This is a genomic window from Bifidobacterium tibiigranuli (assembly GCF_009371885.1).
Classification (GTDB): Bacteria; Actinomycetota; Actinomycetes; order Actinomycetales; family Bifidobacteriaceae; genus Bifidobacterium; species Bifidobacterium tibiigranuli.
Window position 1 is genome coordinate 53,346 of record NZ_QLZA01000004.1, and the last position, 20,525, is coordinate 73,870.

General features: G+C 60.4%; 16 protein-coding genes. All 16 read left to right on the top strand.

Features of this window, described 5'->3' with window-relative positions; translation table 11 throughout:
- The first annotated feature begins 202 nt into the window (after window positions 1–202).
- Window positions 203–1,054, top strand: a complete 852-nt coding sequence (locus DDF78_RS04355) for a YggS family pyridoxal phosphate-dependent enzyme (RefSeq protein WP_152580537.1) — start codon at window positions 203–205, stop codon at window positions 1,052–1,054.
- A 656-nt stretch (window positions 1,055–1,710) separates the two neighbouring features.
- Complete coding sequence (locus DDF78_RS04360; RefSeq protein WP_152580538.1) at window positions 1,711–2,526, top strand: fumarylacetoacetate hydrolase family protein; 816 nt, start codon at window positions 1,711–1,713, stop codon at window positions 2,524–2,526.
- Window positions 2,527–3,020: 494 nt separating this feature from the next.
- Window positions 3,021–4,973 (top strand): FTR1 family iron permease, encoded by a 1,953-nt coding sequence (locus DDF78_RS04365; protein ID WP_237564543.1) that lies wholly within the window; start codon window positions 3,021–3,023, stop codon window positions 4,971–4,973.
- 121 nt (window positions 4,974–5,094) lie between these two features.
- Window positions 5,095–5,733 (top strand): iron transporter, encoded by a 639-nt coding sequence (locus tag DDF78_RS04370; RefSeq protein WP_202613214.1) that lies wholly within the window; start codon window positions 5,095–5,097, stop codon window positions 5,731–5,733.
- 202 nt (window positions 5,734–5,935) lie between these two features.
- Entirely contained in the window at window positions 5,936–7,210 is a 1,275-nt protein-coding gene (locus tag DDF78_RS04375) for a DUF2318 domain-containing protein (protein ID WP_152580540.1), read from the top strand.
- Window positions 7,211–7,229: 19 nt separating this feature from the next.
- Window positions 7,230–8,618: an ABC transporter permease gene (locus DDF78_RS04380; protein WP_152580541.1), complete on the top strand. Its 1,389-nt coding sequence runs from the start codon at window positions 7,230–7,232 to the stop codon at window positions 8,616–8,618.
- 106 nt (window positions 8,619–8,724) lie between these two features.
- On the top strand, window positions 8,725–10,260 hold the full coding sequence (locus DDF78_RS04385) for an ABC transporter permease (RefSeq protein WP_152580647.1): 1,536 nt from the start codon (window positions 8,725–8,727) through the stop codon (window positions 10,258–10,260).
- Between the two features lie 125 nt (window positions 10,261–10,385).
- A complete protein-coding gene (locus DDF78_RS04390) occupies window positions 10,386–11,186 on the top strand; it encodes an ABC transporter ATP-binding protein (protein ID WP_152580648.1) in 801 nt (266 codons plus the stop codon).
- A 326-nt stretch (window positions 11,187–11,512) separates the two neighbouring features.
- Window positions 11,513–12,082, top strand: coding sequence for an FMN-binding protein (locus DDF78_RS04395; protein ID WP_152580542.1), 570 nt, complete (start codon window positions 11,513–11,515; stop codon window positions 12,080–12,082).
- Between the two features lie 387 nt (window positions 12,083–12,469).
- Entirely contained in the window at window positions 12,470–13,363 is an 894-nt protein-coding gene (locus DDF78_RS04400; RefSeq protein ID WP_162000693.1) for a transporter substrate-binding domain-containing protein, read from the top strand.
- Between the two features lie 180 nt (window positions 13,364–13,543).
- Window positions 13,544–14,224 carry an amino acid ABC transporter permease gene (locus DDF78_RS04405; RefSeq protein ID WP_202613201.1) on the top strand — a complete coding sequence of 227 codons (681 nt, stop codon included), beginning with the start codon at window positions 13,544–13,546 and terminating at the stop codon, window positions 14,222–14,224.
- Window positions 14,225–14,339: 115 nt separating this feature from the next.
- Window positions 14,340–15,125, top strand: a complete 786-nt coding sequence (locus tag DDF78_RS04410) for an amino acid ABC transporter ATP-binding protein (protein ID WP_272869817.1) — start codon at window positions 14,340–14,342, stop codon at window positions 15,123–15,125.
- Between the two features lie 123 nt (window positions 15,126–15,248).
- Entirely contained in the window at window positions 15,249–16,496 is a 1,248-nt protein-coding gene (locus tag DDF78_RS04415; RefSeq protein WP_152580544.1) for a pyridoxal phosphate-dependent aminotransferase, read from the top strand.
- A 720-nt stretch (window positions 16,497–17,216) separates the two neighbouring features.
- Window positions 17,217–18,443 (top strand): aspartate aminotransferase family protein, encoded by a 1,227-nt coding sequence (locus DDF78_RS04420; RefSeq protein ID WP_152580545.1) that lies wholly within the window; start codon window positions 17,217–17,219, stop codon window positions 18,441–18,443.
- A gap of 629 nt (window positions 18,444–19,072) precedes the next feature.
- Window positions 19,073–19,714 carry an amino acid ABC transporter permease gene (locus DDF78_RS04425; protein ID WP_152580546.1) on the top strand — a complete coding sequence of 214 codons (642 nt, stop codon included), beginning with the start codon at window positions 19,073–19,075 and terminating at the stop codon, window positions 19,712–19,714.
- Window positions 19,714–20,373, top strand: coding sequence for an amino acid ABC transporter permease (locus DDF78_RS04430; RefSeq protein WP_152580547.1), 660 nt, complete (start codon window positions 19,714–19,716; stop codon window positions 20,371–20,373). Before DDF78_RS04425 ends, DDF78_RS04430 begins: the two co-directional genes overlap by 1 nt.
- Window positions 20,374–20,525 lie beyond the last annotated feature (152 nt).

The following is a 20,525-nucleotide window of genomic DNA, read 5'->3' on the forward strand; positions in this document are numbered from 1 at the left end:
CCTGCCTCATCCCTTGTCATGATTCACGATAACGCGCTTTGCCCACGCAATCCAATACGCTCCAAATGCACCCTCAATGCACTCCATTGCCAGCTATGGCAACGCGCCATAATCATGCGATATAGCGCCTTCGGCCGATTTCGCGCTCTTCGGCCGGCGCGCGGCTACGATGGGAACGGCGAAACGATATGGAGAGGCAATCATGACGTCGTATATGGAGCACAGGGATTTGGCGAACGAGACCATTGAGGCACCGCGCGCACAGGAAATCACCGATAATGTGCATCGGGTGCTCGACCGCGTGAGAGCGGCCGAGGAGTCGGCTGGCCGGGAGCCTGGCTCGGTGCGGCTGCTTGCGGCGACGAAGACCCGCGACGTCGGGGAGATCATGGCGGCGATTGATGCTGGCATTCGCATAATTGGCGAGAATCGGCCGCAGGAGATTGCGGCGAAGGCTGACGGTTTGCGTCGGCTGTGCGCCGAGCGCGGGTTCGCGCTGGGGCGCGACGATGACGAAGGTGTCGAAGGCGAAGGCAGCAATGGCGAGGGCGGCAACGCCGACTCAACCCACATCCCCTTCCACCTCATCGGCCAGCTGCAGACGAACAAAATCGGCAAGGTGCTTCCTGTGGTGGACACCATCGAATCCGTGGATTCGCTGGCGATAGCCGAGCGCATCGCCCGCCGGGCAGTCGCGCGGGGCATCGAGGTCGGCGTGCTGCTTGAGGTGAATGAGTCGGGCGAAGAATCCAAATCGGGCTGCAACCCGAAGAACGCCATCGATATCGCCACGCGCATCGGCATCATGGGCGGCCTGCGGCTGGAAGGTCTGATGACCATCGGTGCGCATGTGGACGACGAATACGCGATCCGCAAGGGCTTCGAACGCCTGCGGCACACGCGCGAGCAGATTCTCGATTCCAAGGCGCCGGGCACCGAGCATTGCGCGGAGCTGTCGATGGGCATGACCGGCGATATGGAATACGCCATCGCGGAGGGCTCGACGATTGTGCGCGTAGGCACCGGCCTATTCGGCGAACGCGAATTCATTTGAGTTCGAGTCGAATTTCGGGTTTCTGATGGCGTGCGTGCGGCGGAGTGTCGCATGATTTTGGATGGTTTCTTCCTAGCTGATCATCTATTAAGCAGATTGCCGGGTGAAACCGCCTGTATGCGGCTCCCCGAGATGGTACTGGCTATCGAAGAATGGCTAGATTCCAAGGATTTCATGGAGGCTGAAATAGGCGTGTACTTTCGCAAGTGCTTAATAGACGAAAAAAGTGCTTAATAGATGGCCGACACCGCATTTGCGCGCATTCGGAGAGTGTCGAGGGCGGCGACGGGGGGAGGGCAGCATCCGGTGCCGCCTTCCATGCGATTTCGTGCGATTCCACGCGCGCATCTGATGGAAATATGGCGTTGAGACAATCTTCTCAGCACTTTTTTCGTCTATTAAGCACTTGGCAAAGTAGCCACCGAAATCAGCGCGCAGCGTTTTGGCGGAATGCCGCCATTCCTGATTTTCTGTGGACGCGCGTCAGCGCCCGGATACCGTCGGAAACGCATAAATCTGCTTAATTAAAAATTCGCGAGGGGAAAATTCGCAAATTCGCAAGTCGGCAAATCCGCAAAACAGCAAATTCGCGAGCTTTTCGAGATGTTTCACGCGGCGATAACCCCGCTGACGCATGCCGGCGGTAGGGTAGTCCTATGAGAATCGCACGCTTTTCACATAATGACGTTCCGCAGTATGCCTTTGTGCAGCAGGACGAGTCCGACGGCAGAGACTACCTGGTGGCGCTTGACGGCTTCCCCTTCGGCGCGCAGCCGGTCAAGCCGACCGGCGACCGCTACGAGCTGGACGGCGAGGGCATCCGCCTGCTCTCCCCGGTGATTCCCTCGAAGGTCTACGGCCTGGCCAAAAACTACGAGGCCCACGCCGAGTTCATGCACGAGCACGGGCATTCCGACATCGCCCACGCCCCTGAGGACATGGTGATCTTCATGAAGCCGAGCACGTCGGTGATTGGCCCGGACGATCCGATTGTGATTCCCGCGTATTCGCACGACATGAATTTCGAGCCGGAGGTCGCCGTGGTGATTGGCCGCATCGCCAAGAACGTGCCAGTGGAGCATGCCATGGAATATGTGCTCGGCTTCACCTGCGTCAACGATGTGACGCTGCGCGACCTGCAAGGCCCCGACCCGATGTGGACGCGGGCCAAGGGCTTCGACACCGCCTGCCCGCTCGGGCCGTGGATCGAAACCGAGCTGAACTGGAGGGACACGAAAATCTCCTTCTCGCTCAACGGCGAGGACGTGCCGAAGGCCAGCGGCACTACGGCGGAGCTGATTCACGGCATCCCCGAGCAGATCGCCGCCATTTCCAGCTTCGCGACGCTGCTGCCGGGCGACGTCATCATGACCGGAACCCCTGACGCCTCGGGCCATCTCGACGCAGGCGATGAACCGGTGGTGCACATCGAGGGCATCGGCTCGCTGCACAATGTGGTGGTGCGCGAGTAGTCGAGTAGTTCTGTAATGACAGTTCAGTAACGAACGTAGACAACGTAAGCCGTTGTGCAGGCCGTTTGCAGTTGAGTGCTGCCGGTCGGCGCAGCGGCTTTGTGTTGAGGATGCGTTGAGACTCTGAGTCTGTGCTGAGACGCTTCGTGGTTAGGCACTGGCTGGTCGGGCGCTGCCTGAACAGCCAGACGCAGCGCGACAAATCGCGCGCAGGTTGTGCGCGGCGATGCGAATGGCGAAGAGGCCTTTGCAAAAGAGTCCAAAAAGGTCATTGCGTAGTCGTCCACATAATGGACATCGCATAATTCGCCCGGCCAGTTCGTCCACATATTGAGACGATATAGAGAATTATTGTCGCAAAAATCGCCGCACAAGCACTCTGAAATACGACAAAATTTCGCGAATGTCAAGACTGTTGGTTTCTTACGTTTTCCCTTACCTTGTTCCACAGAGGACGTGCCTTCACCGGTGCGTCATGTGAGAGAGGAATAGGGATGCCCCAGTCTCGTCGCCGCCGGTTGCGCGCTTCGTTCGCCGCGCTGGCCTTCGCGCTGATGCTCGTATGCTCCTCGATGCTCGTCGCTGGACTTTCGACCGACCGAGCCTACGCGCAGGATGTGGCGCAAAATACGGTTGCTACGTCGGTAGCCGGGAAAGACGATGCCTCGGCTGCGGCGGAAGTCAGCATGACAACTGCCGCCAATGAAACCGCTGCCGTCAGGCCGATTGCAGACAAAACCGCTCCTGCCTCCGCCGCTTCTGCTCCCGCCGACCCCACCGATTACGCAAGCTGGAACGCGGTCGCCACCCAGATTAACGCGCAGCTGGATGCCACACTCAAGTCGTACGTTTCCGGTGATGCCAGCACCGCCAACTCCGACGTCAGCACCGCCTACAACGTCGGCTATGTTGCCAGCAATTTCGTTATGGTCGCGCGCGACACCTTGGGCGCGGATCGTCAGCAGACGCAAGCCGCGCAGTTCCAGTCAATTCAGCAGCTCACCTACGCTCCCGGCCACGAGGCGGACTTGCAGACCCAAATCGCGCAGTTGCAGGGCGAGCTCGCCGGCAGCGCAAAAACCCTCGACGCGACGGCAAACCTTGCAAATCCGCGCGACTACGCCGCTGCGCGCACCAAAGTGACCCAGCAGCAGCGCAAGAAACTGCAATCCGAGAAGAAAGGCGTCTTCAACGGCAAGGGCAATCGGTCCTGGGCGCAGGTCGCCAAAGAGATGAGCACGGTACTCGACAGCGCTGTGCAGCAGGCCCGCAGCGGCGACAAGCGGGCTGGCATCAACAAGGTCAACGAAGCCTACTACCAGTACTACGAGAAGCTTGGTTTCGAGAAGAACGTGATGAACGCGATCAGCGGCAGTCGCGTATCGCTGATTGAAAACCAGTTCGCGGAAATCCGCAAATCCATACTCGACGGCGATCCGATAAGCCATACCACCGGTCTGGTCAATCAGCTCAAATCCATGCTTGCCGAGGATGCGGCGAAGCTGGATGGCGGCAGCGCGAATCAGGGGAACGGCTTCACGCGCTTCGTCACCAGCGCGTTCGGCCAGGCCTTCGTCATCCTGATTCGAGAAGGGCTTGAAGCCCTGCTGGTCGTGACTGCAATCATCGCGTATCTCGTCAAATCCGGCAACCGCCGCCTGGTGGTCTGGATCTACGTCGGCGTGGTCGCTGGTCTGATTGGCTCGGGAATCGTGGCGCTGCTCTTCGGGCTGCTGTTCAGCGGCAGCGGGCCGCAGCAGGAGATTATGGAGGGCGTCGTCGCGCTTATCGCGATGGTCATGCTGCTCTACACGAGCAACTGGATGCTCTCGAAATCCAGCGTCGAGGCGTGGAACAGCTACATAACGGCCAAGGCGCACGCCGCAGTCGACAGCGTGACCTCGCAGCAGCGCATGACATTCGGCGGCGTGATTTCGCTCGCGATGCTCAGCTTCCTCGCGGTGTTCCGCGAAGGCGCAGAAACCGTGATGTTCTACCAGAGCATCTACTCGATGAGCCGCGATTCGGCGGGCATGTGGGCCGGCGGGCTGTCAGCGGCCGTGGTGCTCGTGGTGATTTTCCTGCTGCTGCGCTTCACTTCGGTCAAGATTCCGCTGCGGCCGTTCTTCATGGTCACTTCGATTCTGATGGCGCTGCTGGTGATCACGTTCGCGGGCGGCGGCGTGCATTCGCTTATCGAGAGCACGCTGATCAGCGGACGCTATATTCCCGGCGTGCCCACCAACGACTGGATTGGGCTGTATCCCTACTGGGAGACGATTATCGCCCAGATTCTTGCGACGATTGCGGTCGTTGCGTCGTTCGCGACCTATGCGCTCAAGGAACGTCGCAAACGCGCGGTGACTTCGAACGAGCTGCAGAAGCAGGCGTCGCAACCAGAGCAATCGTCGCAGTCGGAGCAGCCAGAACAGTCGTTGCCGCAATAAGTCTCACTGTTTTCTAGCAACACAGTTCTTTCTAGCAACACAGTTTCCCGCCAACACAATTTTCCCATCACTACCAATGTTGCGATTCACCACGAATCCACACGACAAGAAAGAGAAGAAGATAATGAAGAACAAGACCCTCTCCGGCCTTCTGGGACTGGTCGTCGCCGGCGCGCTGACCTTATCCCTATCCGCATGCGGCAATGCGAACAATGCGTCCGATGGCGGAGCCGCGAAATCCTCGAATTCGAAGTCCGCCGCGTCGGACAGCAGCTCGCAGGCGGCCCCCAAGTTCGAGGAGATCAAAATCGGCGATGACCAGCAGAAGTTCCCGCTGAACATCGGCGCAGTCTACTTCCAGCCGGTTGACATGTACCCTGCGGGCATGGGCCTGTCGGCGGCGGACTCGAATCTGCACCTCGAAGCCGACATCCACGCGCTGAAGAACAACGAGCTGGGCTATGGCACCGGCGAGTTCATCCCCAAGCTCACCGTGAAGTACAAGATCGAGGACAAGAACGACGCGAGCAACACGCAAGAGGGCACGTTCATGGAGATGAACGCCGACGACGGCCCGCACTACGGCGCGAATCTCAAGCTCGACAAGGCCGGCCAATACAAGCTGACCTTCACGATCTTCAGCCCGCAGACCAACGGCTGGACGCTGCATGTCGACCCCGACACCGGCGTGAAGGGCCGCTTCTGGACCGAGCCGATCACGGCTACATACGACTGGGATTACACCGTTCACCAGTGGTGAGCCTCGCAAGGTGAGCGAATCGAATCTCGGCCGTTGGGCTGGGCGAAAACCGGGTGACGGTCCTCGTCCAGCCTTTCGGCGTATTCACCCCGCGCACTTTCGTACAACACCATGCAACACACCACACACCACACACCTATTCACGCCACACGAACCACACACCATAAACTACTCACCACGAACTCAAGGGAAAGGCTGACGGATGCTTGAGCAATATGTGCAGGCGCTTCCGGGGATGCTTGCCCCCGCGCTGCTGACGATGACGATGAGCGTGCTGCTCGGCGTCGGCGAAGGCCGCGATATGCCAATCAGTCGGCATTGGCGGCTTTTTGGACTGCTTGCGGGGCTGGCGGCAGCCGTGGCGTTCACGGTATTGCGCACGCTGGTCATCATCACGCGGCGCTCGGATGTGAATCTCGTGGTGCTCATCGCCTGCGTTATCTGCGATGCGTTGCTGATTGCGGTTGCGCTGCGCTCGAAGCGGCTGACATCGAATTGGCACCAGCATCCGAAACGCTTGCATGCGGCGAACTTCATCGCGGCGCTCGGCATCGCATGCACGACGTTTTTCGCGCTGCAGGATGTGCTTATGCAGCTCACGAGTTTCGTGGAGACCGGGGACTCGCCATTCTCGTCGGCCATGCTGCTACGCGCGCTTGGCTTTGCGCTCGGCATCGCCACTGCCGTCGTGGCTGCGGCCATATTCCGCACACTGCGCACCACTGCGATGCACGGCATGTTCCTGCTCGCCGCATTGTTTATGCTGGTGATGCTGCTGGTACGCCACCTCACGCAGCTGCTTTCGCTGCTGATGTCGCTTATGCTGGTGGTGCTGCACGGCTCGGCCTTCCGCGTGCTGATTCTGGCCGCGAATCACGATATGGCGCTGGTGATCGCGCAATGCCTCGTCTTCGCGATTCCTGCGGCTGCCTCGATTGCGGCCGGCTTCCGGCTTCCGCTCGCCGGCCCGAATGAGGCTGTCGAGCGCACCCATAAGGCCCTGCGCCGCCGCGCCAAAGCCGCAGGTGTTTGGAGCCTGGTCGCCATGATCGGCATTACGGTCGCGCTGACCGCCGGCGTCGCCGAGGTCAACAAAGTGCCCACGCTTTCGCCGCCGGAGTCCTACTCGCTCAAGGGCGACATCGCGACGATTCGCTTCGACCAGATTTCGGACGGCCATCTGCATCGCTTCCAATACAAGGCCAAGGATGGCACGGTGATGCGCTTCATCATCATCAAGAAGAACGGCGGGGCCTACGGCGTCGGCCTTGATGCGTGCGAGAACTGCGGCGATGCGGGCTACTACGAGCAGGACGGCACAATCATCTGCAAGCGCTGTGATGTGGCGATCAACGTTGCCACCATCGGTTTCAAGGGCGGCTGCAATCCCATTCCATTCCCGTACCACGCGGGGCACGGCGCGATTACGATCCATACTGCGGATCTCGACGCTCTGTCCATGCACTTCCAGCATTGAAAGGAGTGAAACGATAACCATGTTTTTCCTGCGAATGATTCTGCGCTCCTTCAGCCGGCAGCTGCGGCGGCGTCTGCTTATCGCGGTGACGGTGTGCCTGTCGGCGACCATCGCGGTGGCGATGCTCGGCGTCGTTTTTGATGTCGGCGACAAGCTCAACGCTGAGCTGTCGTCCTACGGCTCGAATATCACCGTCCAGCCCAAATCCGACGCGGTCGTGTCCGACCTGTACAACACCGAGGGCGCGCAGCCCGACCCGACGTCGTTCCTGAAGGAATCGGACGTGCCGAAGATCAAAACGACCTTCTGGGCCTTCAATATCACCGATTTCGCGCCGCAGCTCAATATTCATGCCGAGGCGATGGGGGACGGTATGGGGTCTGGCGGTGCTCATTCCGATGCTGGTGCTCACTCTGGTTCGGCCGGTGGCTCTGGGGGCGGCGCTGGTACTACTGCCGCCACGGTTTCGGTGCCGGTCGTCGGCACCTGGTTCAACAAGACGCTGCACCTGCCCACCGGCGAATCGACCGTCGCAGGCGTGCAGGGCCTGCGCTCTTGGTGGAAGGTCGAGGGCAGCTGGCCCAAGGACGACAAGGCGCAGGCCATGATTGGCAAGGATCTGGCCGCACGGCTGCACCTGGGCGTCGGCGACGAATTGATGCTGCACAAGACGACCGCCACCGGCGCGCACACCATGCAAATGCTTGCCATCACGGGGGTCTACGACTCGGGCGACACCGATAACGGCTCGGTGTACATGCCGTCCGCACTGGCGCAGAAGCTGGCCGATCTGCCCGATTCGATCGACCGCATCGAAGTCAAGGCGCTGACCACGCCGGAGAACGATCTGGCACGCAAGGCGGCGAAGAACCCGGCCGCGCTCAGCCAGGAGGAATGGGAGACATGGTATTGCACCGCGTATCCCTCGTCCATCGCCTACCAGATCGAGGAGGTGCTGCCCGGCGCAGTCGCCAAGCAGGTGCGGCAGGTTTCGGCGCTGCAGGGCGATGTGATGCTCAAAACGCAGGCGGTGATGATGCTTATGACCGTGCTGAGCCTGATTGCGGCCGCCGTCGCCGTGGCGAACCTCATGGCCGCATCGATAGGCGAACGCAGCGCCGAGCTTGCGCTGCTCAAGGCCGTCGGGGCCACTGATGGCGCGGTCTCGCGGCTGATGCTCGCCGAAACGGCCGCGATTTCGATGGTCGGCGCGCTCGCCGGGGCTGGCCTGGGGTCGGCGCTGGCGCAGCTGGTCGGCCATGTGGTCTTCGGCTCCGGCATCACCATGCGGCCTATGGTCTTCGTGCTGGTGTTCGTGCTGCTGGCCGTTACGATTCTCATTGCTTCGTTCTCGTCGATTCGCTCGATTCTGAACCTGCGTCCCGCGGAGGTGCTTCATGGCCGCTGATCGTCAAACGCACAATATTGACAATGCTCACGATTCGTCGACTGGGCAGATTTCGGGCACGGCGCGGCAGAAGCGTCGCTCGGCGCGCAGCCAGCGTCGCCATGCGATGACGAATCGTCGCATGTTCTTCGTGATGCTGTTCAGCGCTGTGTTTCGCAGGCGCTCGCGGGCCATAATGGCCGTCATCGCTTCGATTGTGGGCGCTGCGACGCTGTTCTGCCTGGCGGCGGTCTGCGTCGCCGTGCCGCAGCAGATGACCGAGGACATGCGCTCCTATGGCGCGAATCTCATCGTGACGCCTGCTGCTGTGGCTGCCCAATCCCATCAGTCCGGCAGCACAGGCATCAGCGCTGCGGCGGCCAGCAAGGTCAGCGCGAAAGTGACGGCTGCTGCCCCCGCGCGCTCGGCCTCGTACCGCTACGAAAACGTGCGCATCAACGCCGCGCCCTATGTCATGGCCGGCATCGACCCCGCTGCGACGAAGACGCTCAACCGGCATTGGGATGTGGAGGGCCAGTGGCCATCCGCAGGCAGTGTGATGCTTGGTCACGACGCGGCCAACGCGCTCGGCCTCGGCGTTGGCTCATATGTCACGATTGGCTACCGTGCTGCGGATAACGGGGCGAATGGGGTGAGCGGCGCTTCCTCCGGCGACTCCTCGAACGGTCCGAACAGCACGTCTGGCAGCAGCGGCAATGCTGCTGCTGACGGCAATGCGGATAGTGGCTCCAATACAGGCGATATGTCTGGAATGTCGGGCATGAGCGGCATGTCGGGCATGTCAGGAATGTCTGGCATGGACCACAGCGCCCATAATCACGGCGGCAGTACGGGTTCCGGCAGTTCCAATGGCAGTTCTGACAGCAGCGCTACCAGCGGCAGCGGTTCGAGTAGCAATTCCTCCGGCAATTCTGACAGCTCTATCTCCGGCACCAGCAGCGGCAGCGGTTCCATCAATAATGGCACCGATGGCCGCGCCTCCACGGACATTCTGGACACCAAAGGCACGCAGTTCCGCGTCTCCGGCATCGTATCGACCGGCGGCAGCGAGGACGAGATCGTCTACGCCAAGGCCTCCGATCTGGCCGCGCTGACCGGCGTGACACGCGGTGCGGATGTCATCGAATACTCCTCGGATGCGTCGGGCAACAGCCTTACCGGCCTCGTCGCAAGTATCAACCGTGACACGGCTCTGGGCGCTAAGGCGCAGCAAGTCACCAAAATCACCTCGTCGAACCAGCGCATCATCACCATGCTGCAGACCCTGTTCTGGATCGTCTCGGTTGTGGTGCTCGTGCTGACCTTGGTCGGCGTCGGCACGACGATTTCCTCGATTGTGTCCCAGCGGCGCAATGAAATCGGCCTGCGCAAGGCTCTCGGCGCCCCTTCGCGCGGCGTCGGCTTGGAATTCCACGCCGAATCGGCTTTGTATGGGCTGCTTGGCGGGCTTATCGGCACTGGAATCGGCTACGGATTCGCGCGAGTGCTCGGCCTGACGGTATTCCATCGCGTCATTGAATTCGACTGGGCGCTCGGCGCAGCCTCGATAGCGCTAAGTGTGCTGGTGGCTGTCGCCGCCTCCATCCCACCAGTTCGACGGGCCACGCGAATCGACCCGGCAGTAGTGCTGCGGGAGGAATGAGGGGAGTAGCCATGACTATGAATAACGCATCGACCGTCGCAACCATGAACGCCGCGAAGGCAGACACAGCCACGAATACCACAGTCACGAACACCGCAACTACGAACACTGCGAAAGGAAGCGATATGCTGCTTGAACTTGACCATATCTCCAAGATCTACGGCGATCTGCACGCCGTGGACGACCTGAGCCTGACCGTGCCCGAGGGCGAATGGCTCGCCATCGTCGGCTCGTCGGGGTCGGGCAAGACCACGCTCATGAACATCATCGGCTGCATGGATGCACCTTCGCGCGGTTCGGTCGCGCTCGAAGGCCGACGGCTCGAAGACCTCAACGCCACGCAGCTGGCCGATGTGCGCAAGAACGTCATCGGGCTGGTGTTCCAGAAGTTCTACTTGGTGCCGCATCTCACCGCCGTCGAAAACGTGATGATGGCGCAGTACTACCATTCCGTCGTTGATGAGCAGCAGGCGCTTGAAGCTCTCGACCACGTCGGGCTCAAGGACCGCGCGCACCATTTGCCCGGCGAGCTGTCGGGCGGCGAGCAGCAGCGCGTGTGCATCGCGCGGGCGCTCATCAACCATCCCAAGCTGATTCTGGCCGACGAGCCGACCGGTAACCTTGACGAGACCAACGAGCGTATCGTGCTCGATCTCTTCCGCGAGCTGCACGGCCAGGGCACGACGATTATCGTCGTCACACATGACGCCCTGGTAGCTTCCTGCGCCGAGCGCGAGATTATGCTCAACCACGGCGTGCTGGTCGGCGAGCGGTGGAACGACGAACAAGCGCGGCTCGCATACGAACAGTCGGGCGGCCGCCCGGCCTTCACCGGCTCCAGCGCGCAGGATGCGCAGCACGAGGGCACGGCAGTCGATTTCTCCGACCCCACCAAAAAGGCCAAAACCGCCGGGCTGTCGGAATAAGAGGTACTCGTACTGTGGGGGGCATGCCGTTCCGCAGCGCATACAGGTGTAACTACGTTATGTGAGGCGTTAATCCGCCCTTGCGGAGGTCTATCTGCGTTATGTGAGGCGCTATTTTTCGGAAGGCCGAGTATCAGACGACTTAAACCGCCATTTTAAGCCACCGCTACTTGGGGTGTCACGGAATTAGCGCCTCACATAACGTAGATAGACCTCCGCAGCACGCCAATAACGCCTCACATAAGCGAGATAGCCCTAAGACCTTCCCATCGCGGCGCGGGTGCTATAGCATGAACGCGATAAAGACATATATAAAGGAGTAGGGCATGGCGAGTAACAAGGATTCGAAGCAGGTTTCGACGATCAAAGCTGGCAAGTCGGGCAGCGCAGGCGTCAAGTCAGCCACGGTTGCCGCTGTCGGGCTGATCGCGGCCACGACGCTGCTCGCTGGGTGCGGCAGCAAGGACGCCATACCAGCCGACGGCGCATATCAGGGCAACTCAGGCGAATCGATGGCCGCGCCAAGCTCCTCGGCTTCGGCGGGCGGTACAAGCAGCGCGGGTGGTGCGGGCAATGACGCCAAGGCGCATGACACCGGCAAGTACCGCGATGGGACATACAACGTCGATAATCAGCCCGACTCGTCCGGCAAGGACACCATCGATGTGACGGTCAAGGTCGCTCAAGGCGATATCACCGGCGTCACCGTCGTCGGCCACACCTCGAACGACATCTCCAAAAAGCATCAGGCCGCATTCATCGAAGCCATCCCGGGCGTGGTGGTCGGCAAGCCGCTCAAAGGCCTCAAAGTCGACAAGGTCGCCGGCGCAAGCTGGACCACCCAGGCCTTCAACGACGCTCTCGCCAACGCCCGTACCCAAGCTTCGGTGCAGTAATGCCCCTTTCGTGACGCTGACCACCGGTAAGCGTCACGAAAAGGGCATTATTCAGGGGATACTGCCCCTTTCGTGACGGATATCACGAATCAGCGTCACAAAAGGGGCAGCCGCGGACCATTTCGCATTTCGCCCGCGATTCTAAGCTGTCCACAGTTTTTCAGGCGAGTGCGAGCGCGGGGACTGGTGCGGCGGCAATCGCCCGCGCAGCAGTACTCCGACTCCACGCAACGAGCCATTTGATAACGCATCATCACCTACTCGTATAGGCGCAGCGTCGCGTCGAAGGCATGGCGTCCTCTACGATATGGGGAGATGCCGCCTTATCAGGGAATATGGATAGGGCAAGCAGTAAACCGAATATTACAGCAGGAGAGAGGAAGAGCAATGTCGCAAGTCAATCCCGGGAAGGCCCGCCGCCGCAAAAAGACGCGGAACATCAGCATTCTCGTCATTGTGGTGCTGGTCATCGCGCTGGCGGGATTCTTCACCGTCCGCTCGCTGAATGCGAAATCGGATCAGGGGAGCGCTACGTCCGCTTCCTCGTCAGGAGTCACTGCCGATGCCGCGCTGGCGAACGATCCGGCCGTGAAGAAGCTCAATGGCACGATTAGCTTCGGCACTGAGGGAACCTACTCCCCGTTCTCATACCACGATAAGAACACCAAAAAGCTCGTCGGCTACGATATCGAAGTGGCGCAGGCAGTGGCCGACAAGCTGGGCGTGAAGTCCAAATTCGTCGAGACCCAGTTCGATGGCATTTTCGCAGGCTTGGAAAGCAACCATTACGATGGCATCGCGAACCAGGTCGAATCTACTCCGGAGCGCCAGCAGAAGTACGAGCTGAGCGACCCGTACACGGTGTCCTATCCGGTGGTCATCACGCGCAGCGACAACACGTCGGTCACGTCCATCGATGACATCTCGGGAAGAACCGCCGCGCAGACTGAAGGCTCGAACTGGAATCACATCGCAACGGAGCACGGTGCCAAAATACAGACGGTTCCCGGCTTCTCCGAGTCGATGAACGCCATCGAGCAGAAGCGCGTGGAGCTGACCGTCAATGACAAGCTGGCGGCGAAGGACTACTTCAAGACCACCGGTAACAAGAACGTGAAAATCGCAGCCACCGATACCTCCACCAAGCTCGAGATGAGCTTCGCCTTCAACAAGGGTTCCGGCCTTTCCAAGCCGGTGAACAAAGCGCTGAGCGAGCTGAGCAAGGATGGCACTTTGGCGAAGATCGGCACGAAGTACTTCGGCGAGGACGTCTCCAAGTAGTGCTTTCCAGTATTGTTGCTGCGCTTTGCTGGTCGCCTATATAGATGAAAACGTGCGGCCGACGATGGCGGTAGGCGGCACTGTTTAGACAGTGACGCGCAGATGGCGATCGTACCGAATCTGCGAAAACCGGAAAACCTATAACTACATAATTATTCGGACCAGCTTCAAGGAGCGCATGTGCAGATATTCGATCGGCCGCTCGCCTCGTCATCGTGGTGGCCGCTTGTGCTCAAGGGGGTGACGACCTCGCTGCCGATGGCGGTGATCTCCTTCGCCATCGGGCTGGTGCTTGCCGTGCTCGTCGCCGTCGCCAAGCTCTCCCACTCCGCCATTCCGAAGGCGATTGGCACGGCTTTCGTCTCCATCATCCGTGGCACGCCGCTGCTGATCCAGCTGTATTTGCCGTTCTATGTGCTGCCTGCGCTGACGGGTGTGACCGTGCCGCCGCTGGTCAGCGCGGTGCTTGCGCTGTCGCTCAACGTGGCGGGCTATGCCGGCGAGACGATACGCGGCTCCATCATCTCCGTGCCAGCCGGGCAGTGGGAGGCGGCGCATACCATCGGTCTGAATCGCATCCAGTCCATGCGGCGCATCATCCTGCCGCAGGCGCTGCGGCTGTCCGTGGCCCCGCTGGCGAATACCTTCATCGGACTGGTCAAGGATACTTCGCTGACCTCCATCGTCATGGTGACCGAAATGCTGCGCACGGCGCAGGAAATCGCCACGCCGACCTATGAGTTCACGACGGTTTACATCGTTGCCGCAGTGATCTACTGGATTATCTGCACGCCGCTGTCATTCGGTCAGCAGCGCTTGGAGACATATCTGGGCAGGAAATATGATTCGAACGCGCGATAACGAAGCCAGCGAAACCGGCGAAACCAGTAAATCTACGGATGCTACGTGCGGTGCGCACGGCGCGGCTCACTTCGCGCATGGAAGCAACCGCGGACAGAGCGGCGAAAGGACACGTATGGAAACCGACGCGACAGGTGAATCGGATGTGCTGCTGCAGGTGAATGATCTGCATAAGGCCTTCGGCGATCAGGAAGTGCTCAAAAACGTGAGTTTCCAGGTCTTGCAGGGCACGGTTTCGGTGCTGATCGGGCCGTCCGGCTCGGGCAAGACCACACTGCTGCGCAGCATCGCAGGCTTGGAAGTCCCCGACGCCGGTACGATTGCCATCGACAGCGTGCGGGTTGATTATGCGCAGCATCCGGGCGAGAAGCAGCTGCGCAAGCTGACCGCGAAGATCGGCTTCGTGTTCCAGCAGCATAACTTGTTTCCGCATATGACGGTTTTGGAAAACATAACGGAGGGCCCGATTGTCGCGCAGCATCGCTCCCCCGAAGAAGCGGACACGGAGGCCATCGCCTTGCTGGCGCAATTCGGACTGCAAGGCCGGGAGGAATCGCGACCGCACGAGCTTTCCGGCGGCCAGCAGCAGCGTGTCGGCATAGCGCGGGCCGTAGCGCTGCACCCGCGGCTGCTGCTCTTTGATGAGCCCACGTCTGCGCTGGATCCGGAAGTCGTGAGTGACGTGCTTACGGTGATGCGCGATTTGGCTGACGACGGCTGGACCATGGTGGTGGTCACGCACGAGATGGCGTTCGCGCGGCAAGTGGCGGATCATGTGGCCTTCCTCGACGGCGGGGTCATCGTGGAGCAGGGCAAGCCGGAGAACGTGTTGGAGCATCCGCAGGAGGCTCGCACGCAGGAGTTTCTCAGCCGCATTCTGAACCCGCTGGCGGCGCATTAGAAGCTGCGCCGTGCTGGGGGTTTGTCGACGCATTGCGGTGGTACGTATCATGCATGCATAAACATGTAGGTACTCTTGGCAGGGAATACAGACTGGCAGCAAACGAGCAACCGGAGGAATGTCATGAGCGCGAAGCAGCAGGCTGACGTCGATCTTCTGACGTGGGCCGACCCGTTCTACCCCGATGGGCGGCTGCCGGCGAGCGTGCTTGAAGCCTTGCGCAGCGAGCGGGTTGCGGCATGCGGCGCGCACTATGGCGATGTGGCAGGATTGCCCAGTTTGCGTCAGGCTGTGGCGGGTCGGCTTGCTGCGGTTTTCGGATATCCCATTGTGTGGGAGAGCCAGGTGCTGATTACGCCCGGTTCGGCCAGCGCGCTGTATCTGGCGGTGTCGCTTCTTGCCTCTCCGGATTCGGAGGTTCAGGGCGATGACAGTGGCAATGGTGATGTTCGCGGTGGCGAGCATGGTAGCGATATGTGTGACGGCAAGCAGAGTGTTGCGGCGTCCGATACTGGACTGCGCCGCGAGGTCATCGTGCCCGATCCCGGATTCCCCAATAACGCCCACGACTGCGCGGCGCATGGTTTGACAGCTATTCCTTTGACGCTTGATGCCGAGAACGGGTACCAGATCACCGTGGAGCAGTTGGAGCGTGTGGTCAGCGAGCGTACCTGCGCGATCATGGTCACGAACCCGGCGAATCCGACCACCACGGTGCTGACTCGGGAATCGTGCGAGGCCATCGCGCAGGTTGCCGAGCGGCACAATCTCACGGTCATCAATGATGAGGCTTTCGCTGATCATATGCTTGACGGTCGTGAATTCCTTAGCGTGGCCGCGCTGCCTTCGCTCCGCGACCGGTGCATCACGATACGCTCCTTCTCCAAAGGCTACGGGCTCAGCGGCTTGCGGGTCGGGTGCATGGTTGCTCCCGCATCAGTGTTCGATGCTGCTGTTGAACTAGCCGACGACTTGTATGGCGCAGCCGGAACCATCGACCAGATTGCCGCCGAGGCAGCGCTACGCGATTCGCAGCTCCTCGATGAGATCGGCAAGGAATTCCAGGCGCGTGCGCAGCTGGTGCGCGATATCGTGGGTGGGGTGGATTGCGTCCGGGTTGAGCCGATTGAAAGCGGTTTCCTTTCGTGGATTGACGTCAGCCGATTAGGCGGTGGCGACGTCGTTGCCGCAGCGCTGCGCGATGCCGGAATCGCGGTGCAGCCCGGTTCGCATTACGGGCCAGTGGGCGCGAGCCATATTCGCATCAGCCAGGGCGCCTATCGTGACCGCCATCGCGTCGAGGGCGTCTTGCGCCGACTTGCCGAGGTGCTGCGGTCATTGCCTGTGCTTCCGGTGTTGCCGGTGCAGTGACCGATGACGCGAGTGCGGGTGGCCTCTGGCTTCGCGTATGTTGTCGTTTTTGTGTGGGGTGAGATGTCGAGATTTCCGTTCTACACGCGTATCTGCGTTGTGTGTGGCGTTAACTCGACCTTGCTTAGGTCTATCTGCGTTCTGTGAGGCGCTAATCCTGTGGCACCCCGAATAGTGCTGGCTGAAAATGGCGGTTTTGGAACGTCTGGTACTTGGGTCTCTTCGAAATAGCGCCTCACACAACGCAGATAGACCTCCGCAGCACCCCAATAACGCCTCACACAAGCGAGATGCACGGCTGCTCGGGGATTGCTCGGTGATTGCTCAGGCACGGCAGCAAGGTTTTTGGTGTTTCGGTCCTCTTCGGAAGATGAAAATATCCCATTCGCGCAAACCCTACCCAAACGCGGGCGCGGATAGCCCCTCCGTCTCAATGTGACGAATGAGTTATGCGAATGATCGGTTTTGGAAACATAAGCTCACTAGACTCTAGTCTAGATTACGTTCCACAAACGGCCGCGTATTTCGGCTGTGCAGTCGCAGGGCTGCTCGGCGCAATCCGTGAAGCAATTCACGCAGACAATCCGCAAAGACAATCCAATAACGCAATTGAGTGACACAGCTGATCGGCCCGCCCGATCTCTGCACAACCGCATCATCCGAGACGCGCCCGCTGCCGTTGCGGCGACTAGGTGCGACTGGGTGCGAAAGGAGCACGGGATGAAACTATCCGACACCGGCTTGAGCGAGCAGGAGCTCAAGGATATGGCGAAAACCTACATGATCGAGACCTACGAGCGCTACGATTTCGTGGCTGAGCGGGCCGAGGGCATGTATCTCTATGACCCGCAGGGCAACGCGTACCTTGATTTCTACGGCGGCATCGCGGTGAACAATGCGGGCAACTGCAATCCGAAGGTGGTCGCGGCCCTGCGCGAGCAGGTGAGCGACATCATGCACACCTTCAACTACCCGTACACGATTCCGCAGGTGCTGCTCGCCAAGCAGGTGTGCGAGGCCTCGGGCTTCGACAAGATCTTCTTCCAGAATTCCGGCACCGAGGCGAATGAGGTGGCTATCAAGCTGGCTCGCAAATATGGCATCGATCATTTCGGCAAGAATAAGTTCGAGATTCTTTCGGCGCTCAACTCCTTCCACGGCCGCACCTTCGGCTCACTGGCGGCCACCGGCCAGCCCGGGTCGCTCGCGCAGGACGGTTTCGGCCAGATGACGCCGGGATTCGCCTATGCCAAGTTCAACGATCTGGATGATTTCAAGGCGAATGTCACCGAGAACACCATCGCCATCATGATCGAGCCGGTGCAGGGCGAGGGCGGCGTGAACCCGGCGACGCCGGAGTTCATCGAAGGACTGCGGACGCTGTGCGACGAGAAAGGCATACTGCTCATCTTCGATGAGGTGCAGACCGGCTGGGGCCGCACCGGCTCGATCTTCGCCTGGCAGGGCTACGGCGTCAAGCCGGACATTCTTACTATGGCCAAGGGCCTCGGCGGCGGCGTGCCGATCGGCGCGATGGTCACCACCGATGCCATCGCCGCAGCGCTGACCCCGGGCACCCACGGCAGCACCTTCGGCGGCTCGCCGATGTGCACGGCCGCAGCGCTGGCCGAAACCAGTGAAATCATCGAGCGCGACCTGCCGGCGAACGCCAAGACGCTGGGCGAGTACATGATCGAGCGCGGCCGTGAACTGCCGCATATCAAGGAGTCGCGCGGGCGCGGCCTGCTGGTCGGCTTCGAGTTCGACAGCACCATCAACGCAGTGGACGTCAAGCACGCGGCGCTCAAGCGCGGCTTGCTGACCACCGCCATCGGCGATTCGATCATCCGCTGCATCCCGCCGCTGATCGTCACCAAGCAGCAGGTGGACGAGGCCATCGGCATCCTTATCGACGCGGTGAACGCCGTCGCAGCGGGGGAGGAGTGAGCGCGAGCCTTGCGAGGTGACTCACACTTTTCTGGCAAGTCTGAAAAAGTGTGAGTCGGTATCTCGCAATGAGGTCAAAGATGAAGTCGAAATGACCGGGGCGATGTCTGGCACCGGAAGGACGAACAAAACCGGGCACGCCATACACGCCTTTTGCTTTCCCAATGTGGTGGGCATGTGTCGGTTATGTAACAACTAGACTACGAACTAAACCATAGTTCACTTTTGTTTTACGTCGTCGCAAACAATGGTGTGAATAGCTCCTCTATTACTTAATGACAAGAACATCAACAACATACCGTTCGAACGGCGTTGAGGCGTTCCGTGTCAGCACGCATGTCAGCATCGTGCCAAGTGGTGCCAGGCGGCTTAAAAGGCCAAGGCGACACAGCAGCACAATCGGTACGGCACGAGGCGCAGCGCACAGCGCGACCGATGCAGCAGTATGCAGCGGGCACGCAGCAGGAAAGCAGCCGCGAACGGGGGCAGGAGGAAGGTGGCCTGGCGCTTGAGGAGCGACTAAGCCGCAGTCAATGCGCGGGAGGGGTCAATGCCACCTATTGTCACCCATTGCCACTCATCACCGCTCATTCGTTGAAACTGTACAACTTAAAGTTTAAGGAGAGCTTATGGAACCGATTCTTGTGGTTCTGCGCGGATTGCCGCTGACGCTGCTCATTACTGTAGTGGCCTTCGCCATTGGTGCGGTGCTTGGCATTCCGCTGGTGCTTGGGCTGCGTACGGTCGTCGCCCCTGTCCGATGGCTGTCTCGGCTGGCTGTGGATCTGCTCCGAGGCGTGCCAATGATCGTGTGGCTGTTCGTCCTCAAATTCGGTCTCTCCACGCCCGCGTTCCGGCTCAGCTCGTTGGAAGCGGCGATATTCGGACTGGGGATTATTTCCGCTGGGTACTTGGCCGAGATATATCGCGGCGGCATACAATCCGTGCCGCGCGGCCAATTCGAAGCCTCGCAAGCCTTGGGAATAGCCGGGCCGATATCATTCCTGCGCATCATCGCCCCGCAGGCCGCGCGCATCGTCAGCCCGTCAATCGCCACCTATCTGATCGGCCTGCTCAAGAACTCATCCATCGCCTCCACCATCGTGGTCAGCGAAATGGTGTTTCAGGCGCAGTCCTACGCGAGGCAGAATCCGACCATCGCAGGCATTCTGCCATATGCGATTGCTGGCCTGCTCTACATCGTGCTGAGCGTGCCGGTGGCGATGTTCTCAAGAATCCTGGATGAACGTCTTCGCAAGGCGGTGATTTGATGACAACACCATTGCTTACCTCATGGGGCCAGTACCTTCCCCCGCTGCTTTCCGGTCTCGTGCAGAGCGTGTGGCTGGCGGTGGCGGCCATCGTGATCGGCCTGCCGCTCGCCTTCCTCTTCTGCACGATGGTGATGTCCGAGAACCGCCTGATTGGCGCATTGGGCTTGGTCATCGTCGAGATCGGGCGCGGCATGCCTGCGCTGGTCATTCTGTACTTGGTCTATTACGGCCTGCCACGCTTCGGCATCAGCTTGGCCAATGTGGCCGCGGCCATCATCGCGCTCGCGTGGAACTACTCCTGCTACTGCTCGGAGATCATCCGTGGCGGCATCCAGTCGGTGCCGCGCGGCCAGATTGAAGCGGGCAATGCGCTCGGCTTGGATTCCCGGGTCACTTTCCTTCGGGTCATCGTGCCGCAGGGCCTTCGCTCCGCGATTCCCGGTCTGCTCGGGCAGTCGATCCTGGTGTTCCAGGACACATCGCTGGCCTATACCATCGCCGTGCCTGAGCTGATGAAGCAGGCATATTCGCTGGGCGGCGAGAACTACCAGTACCTGCGGGTTTTCGTGCTGACTGGCTTGGTGTATGCGGCCGTGACACTGCCTGCCACTTGGATCACCGTGTGGATGGAGAGGAGACTCGGCAAGTCCTATTAACCCCGATTCGCGGCTGCCCGCGATGCGCTTTGCGAGGCGGGCGGGCGCGGTCTGCAACAGCGTCACATACACAGCAATATGCAAGGCCATCGTGGCCGAACCCACGATTTTGCCACGATGACAATGCAAATAGCAACACACAGCAAACAGAA

Bases quoted from the DNA above. Each gene is read 5' to 3' on its own strand.
- DDF78_RS04385 (WP_152580647.1), top strand. From the start codon at position 8,725: ATGACGAATCGTCGCATGTTCTTCGTGATGCTGTTCAGCGCTGTGTTT.
- DDF78_RS04410 (WP_272869817.1), top strand. From the start codon at position 14,340: ATGGAAACCGACGCGACAGGTGAATCGGATGTGCTGCTGCAGGTGAAT.
- DDF78_RS04355 (WP_152580537.1), top strand. From the start codon at position 203: ATGACGTCGTATATGGAGCACAGGGATTTGGCGAACGAGACCATTGAG.
- DDF78_RS04380 (WP_152580541.1), top strand. From the start codon at position 7,230: ATGTTTTTCCTGCGAATGATTCTGCGCTCCTTCAGCCGGCAGCTGCGG.
- DDF78_RS04390 (WP_152580648.1), top strand. From the start codon at position 10,386: ATGCTGCTTGAACTTGACCATATCTCCAAGATCTACGGCGATCTGCAC.
- DDF78_RS04430 (WP_152580547.1), top strand. From the start codon at position 19,714: ATGACAACACCATTGCTTACCTCATGGGGCCAGTACCTTCCCCCGCTG.
- DDF78_RS04360 (WP_152580538.1), top strand. From the start codon at position 1,711: ATGAGAATCGCACGCTTTTCACATAATGACGTTCCGCAGTATGCCTTT.
- DDF78_RS04365 (WP_237564543.1), top strand. From the start codon at position 3,021: ATGCCCCAGTCTCGTCGCCGCCGGTTGCGCGCTTCGTTCGCCGCGCTG.
- DDF78_RS04400 (WP_162000693.1), top strand. From the start codon at position 12,470: ATGTCGCAAGTCAATCCCGGGAAGGCCCGCCGCCGCAAAAAGACGCGG.
- DDF78_RS04415 (WP_152580544.1), top strand. From the start codon at position 15,249: ATGAGCGCGAAGCAGCAGGCTGACGTCGATCTTCTGACGTGGGCCGAC.
- DDF78_RS04375 (WP_152580540.1), top strand. From the start codon at position 5,936: ATGCTTGAGCAATATGTGCAGGCGCTTCCGGGGATGCTTGCCCCCGCG.
- DDF78_RS04420 (WP_152580545.1), top strand. From the start codon at position 17,217: ATGAAACTATCCGACACCGGCTTGAGCGAGCAGGAGCTCAAGGATATG.
- DDF78_RS04395 (WP_152580542.1), top strand. From the start codon at position 11,513: ATGGCGAGTAACAAGGATTCGAAGCAGGTTTCGACGATCAAAGCTGGC.
- DDF78_RS04425 (WP_152580546.1), top strand. From the start codon at position 19,073: ATGGAACCGATTCTTGTGGTTCTGCGCGGATTGCCGCTGACGCTGCTC.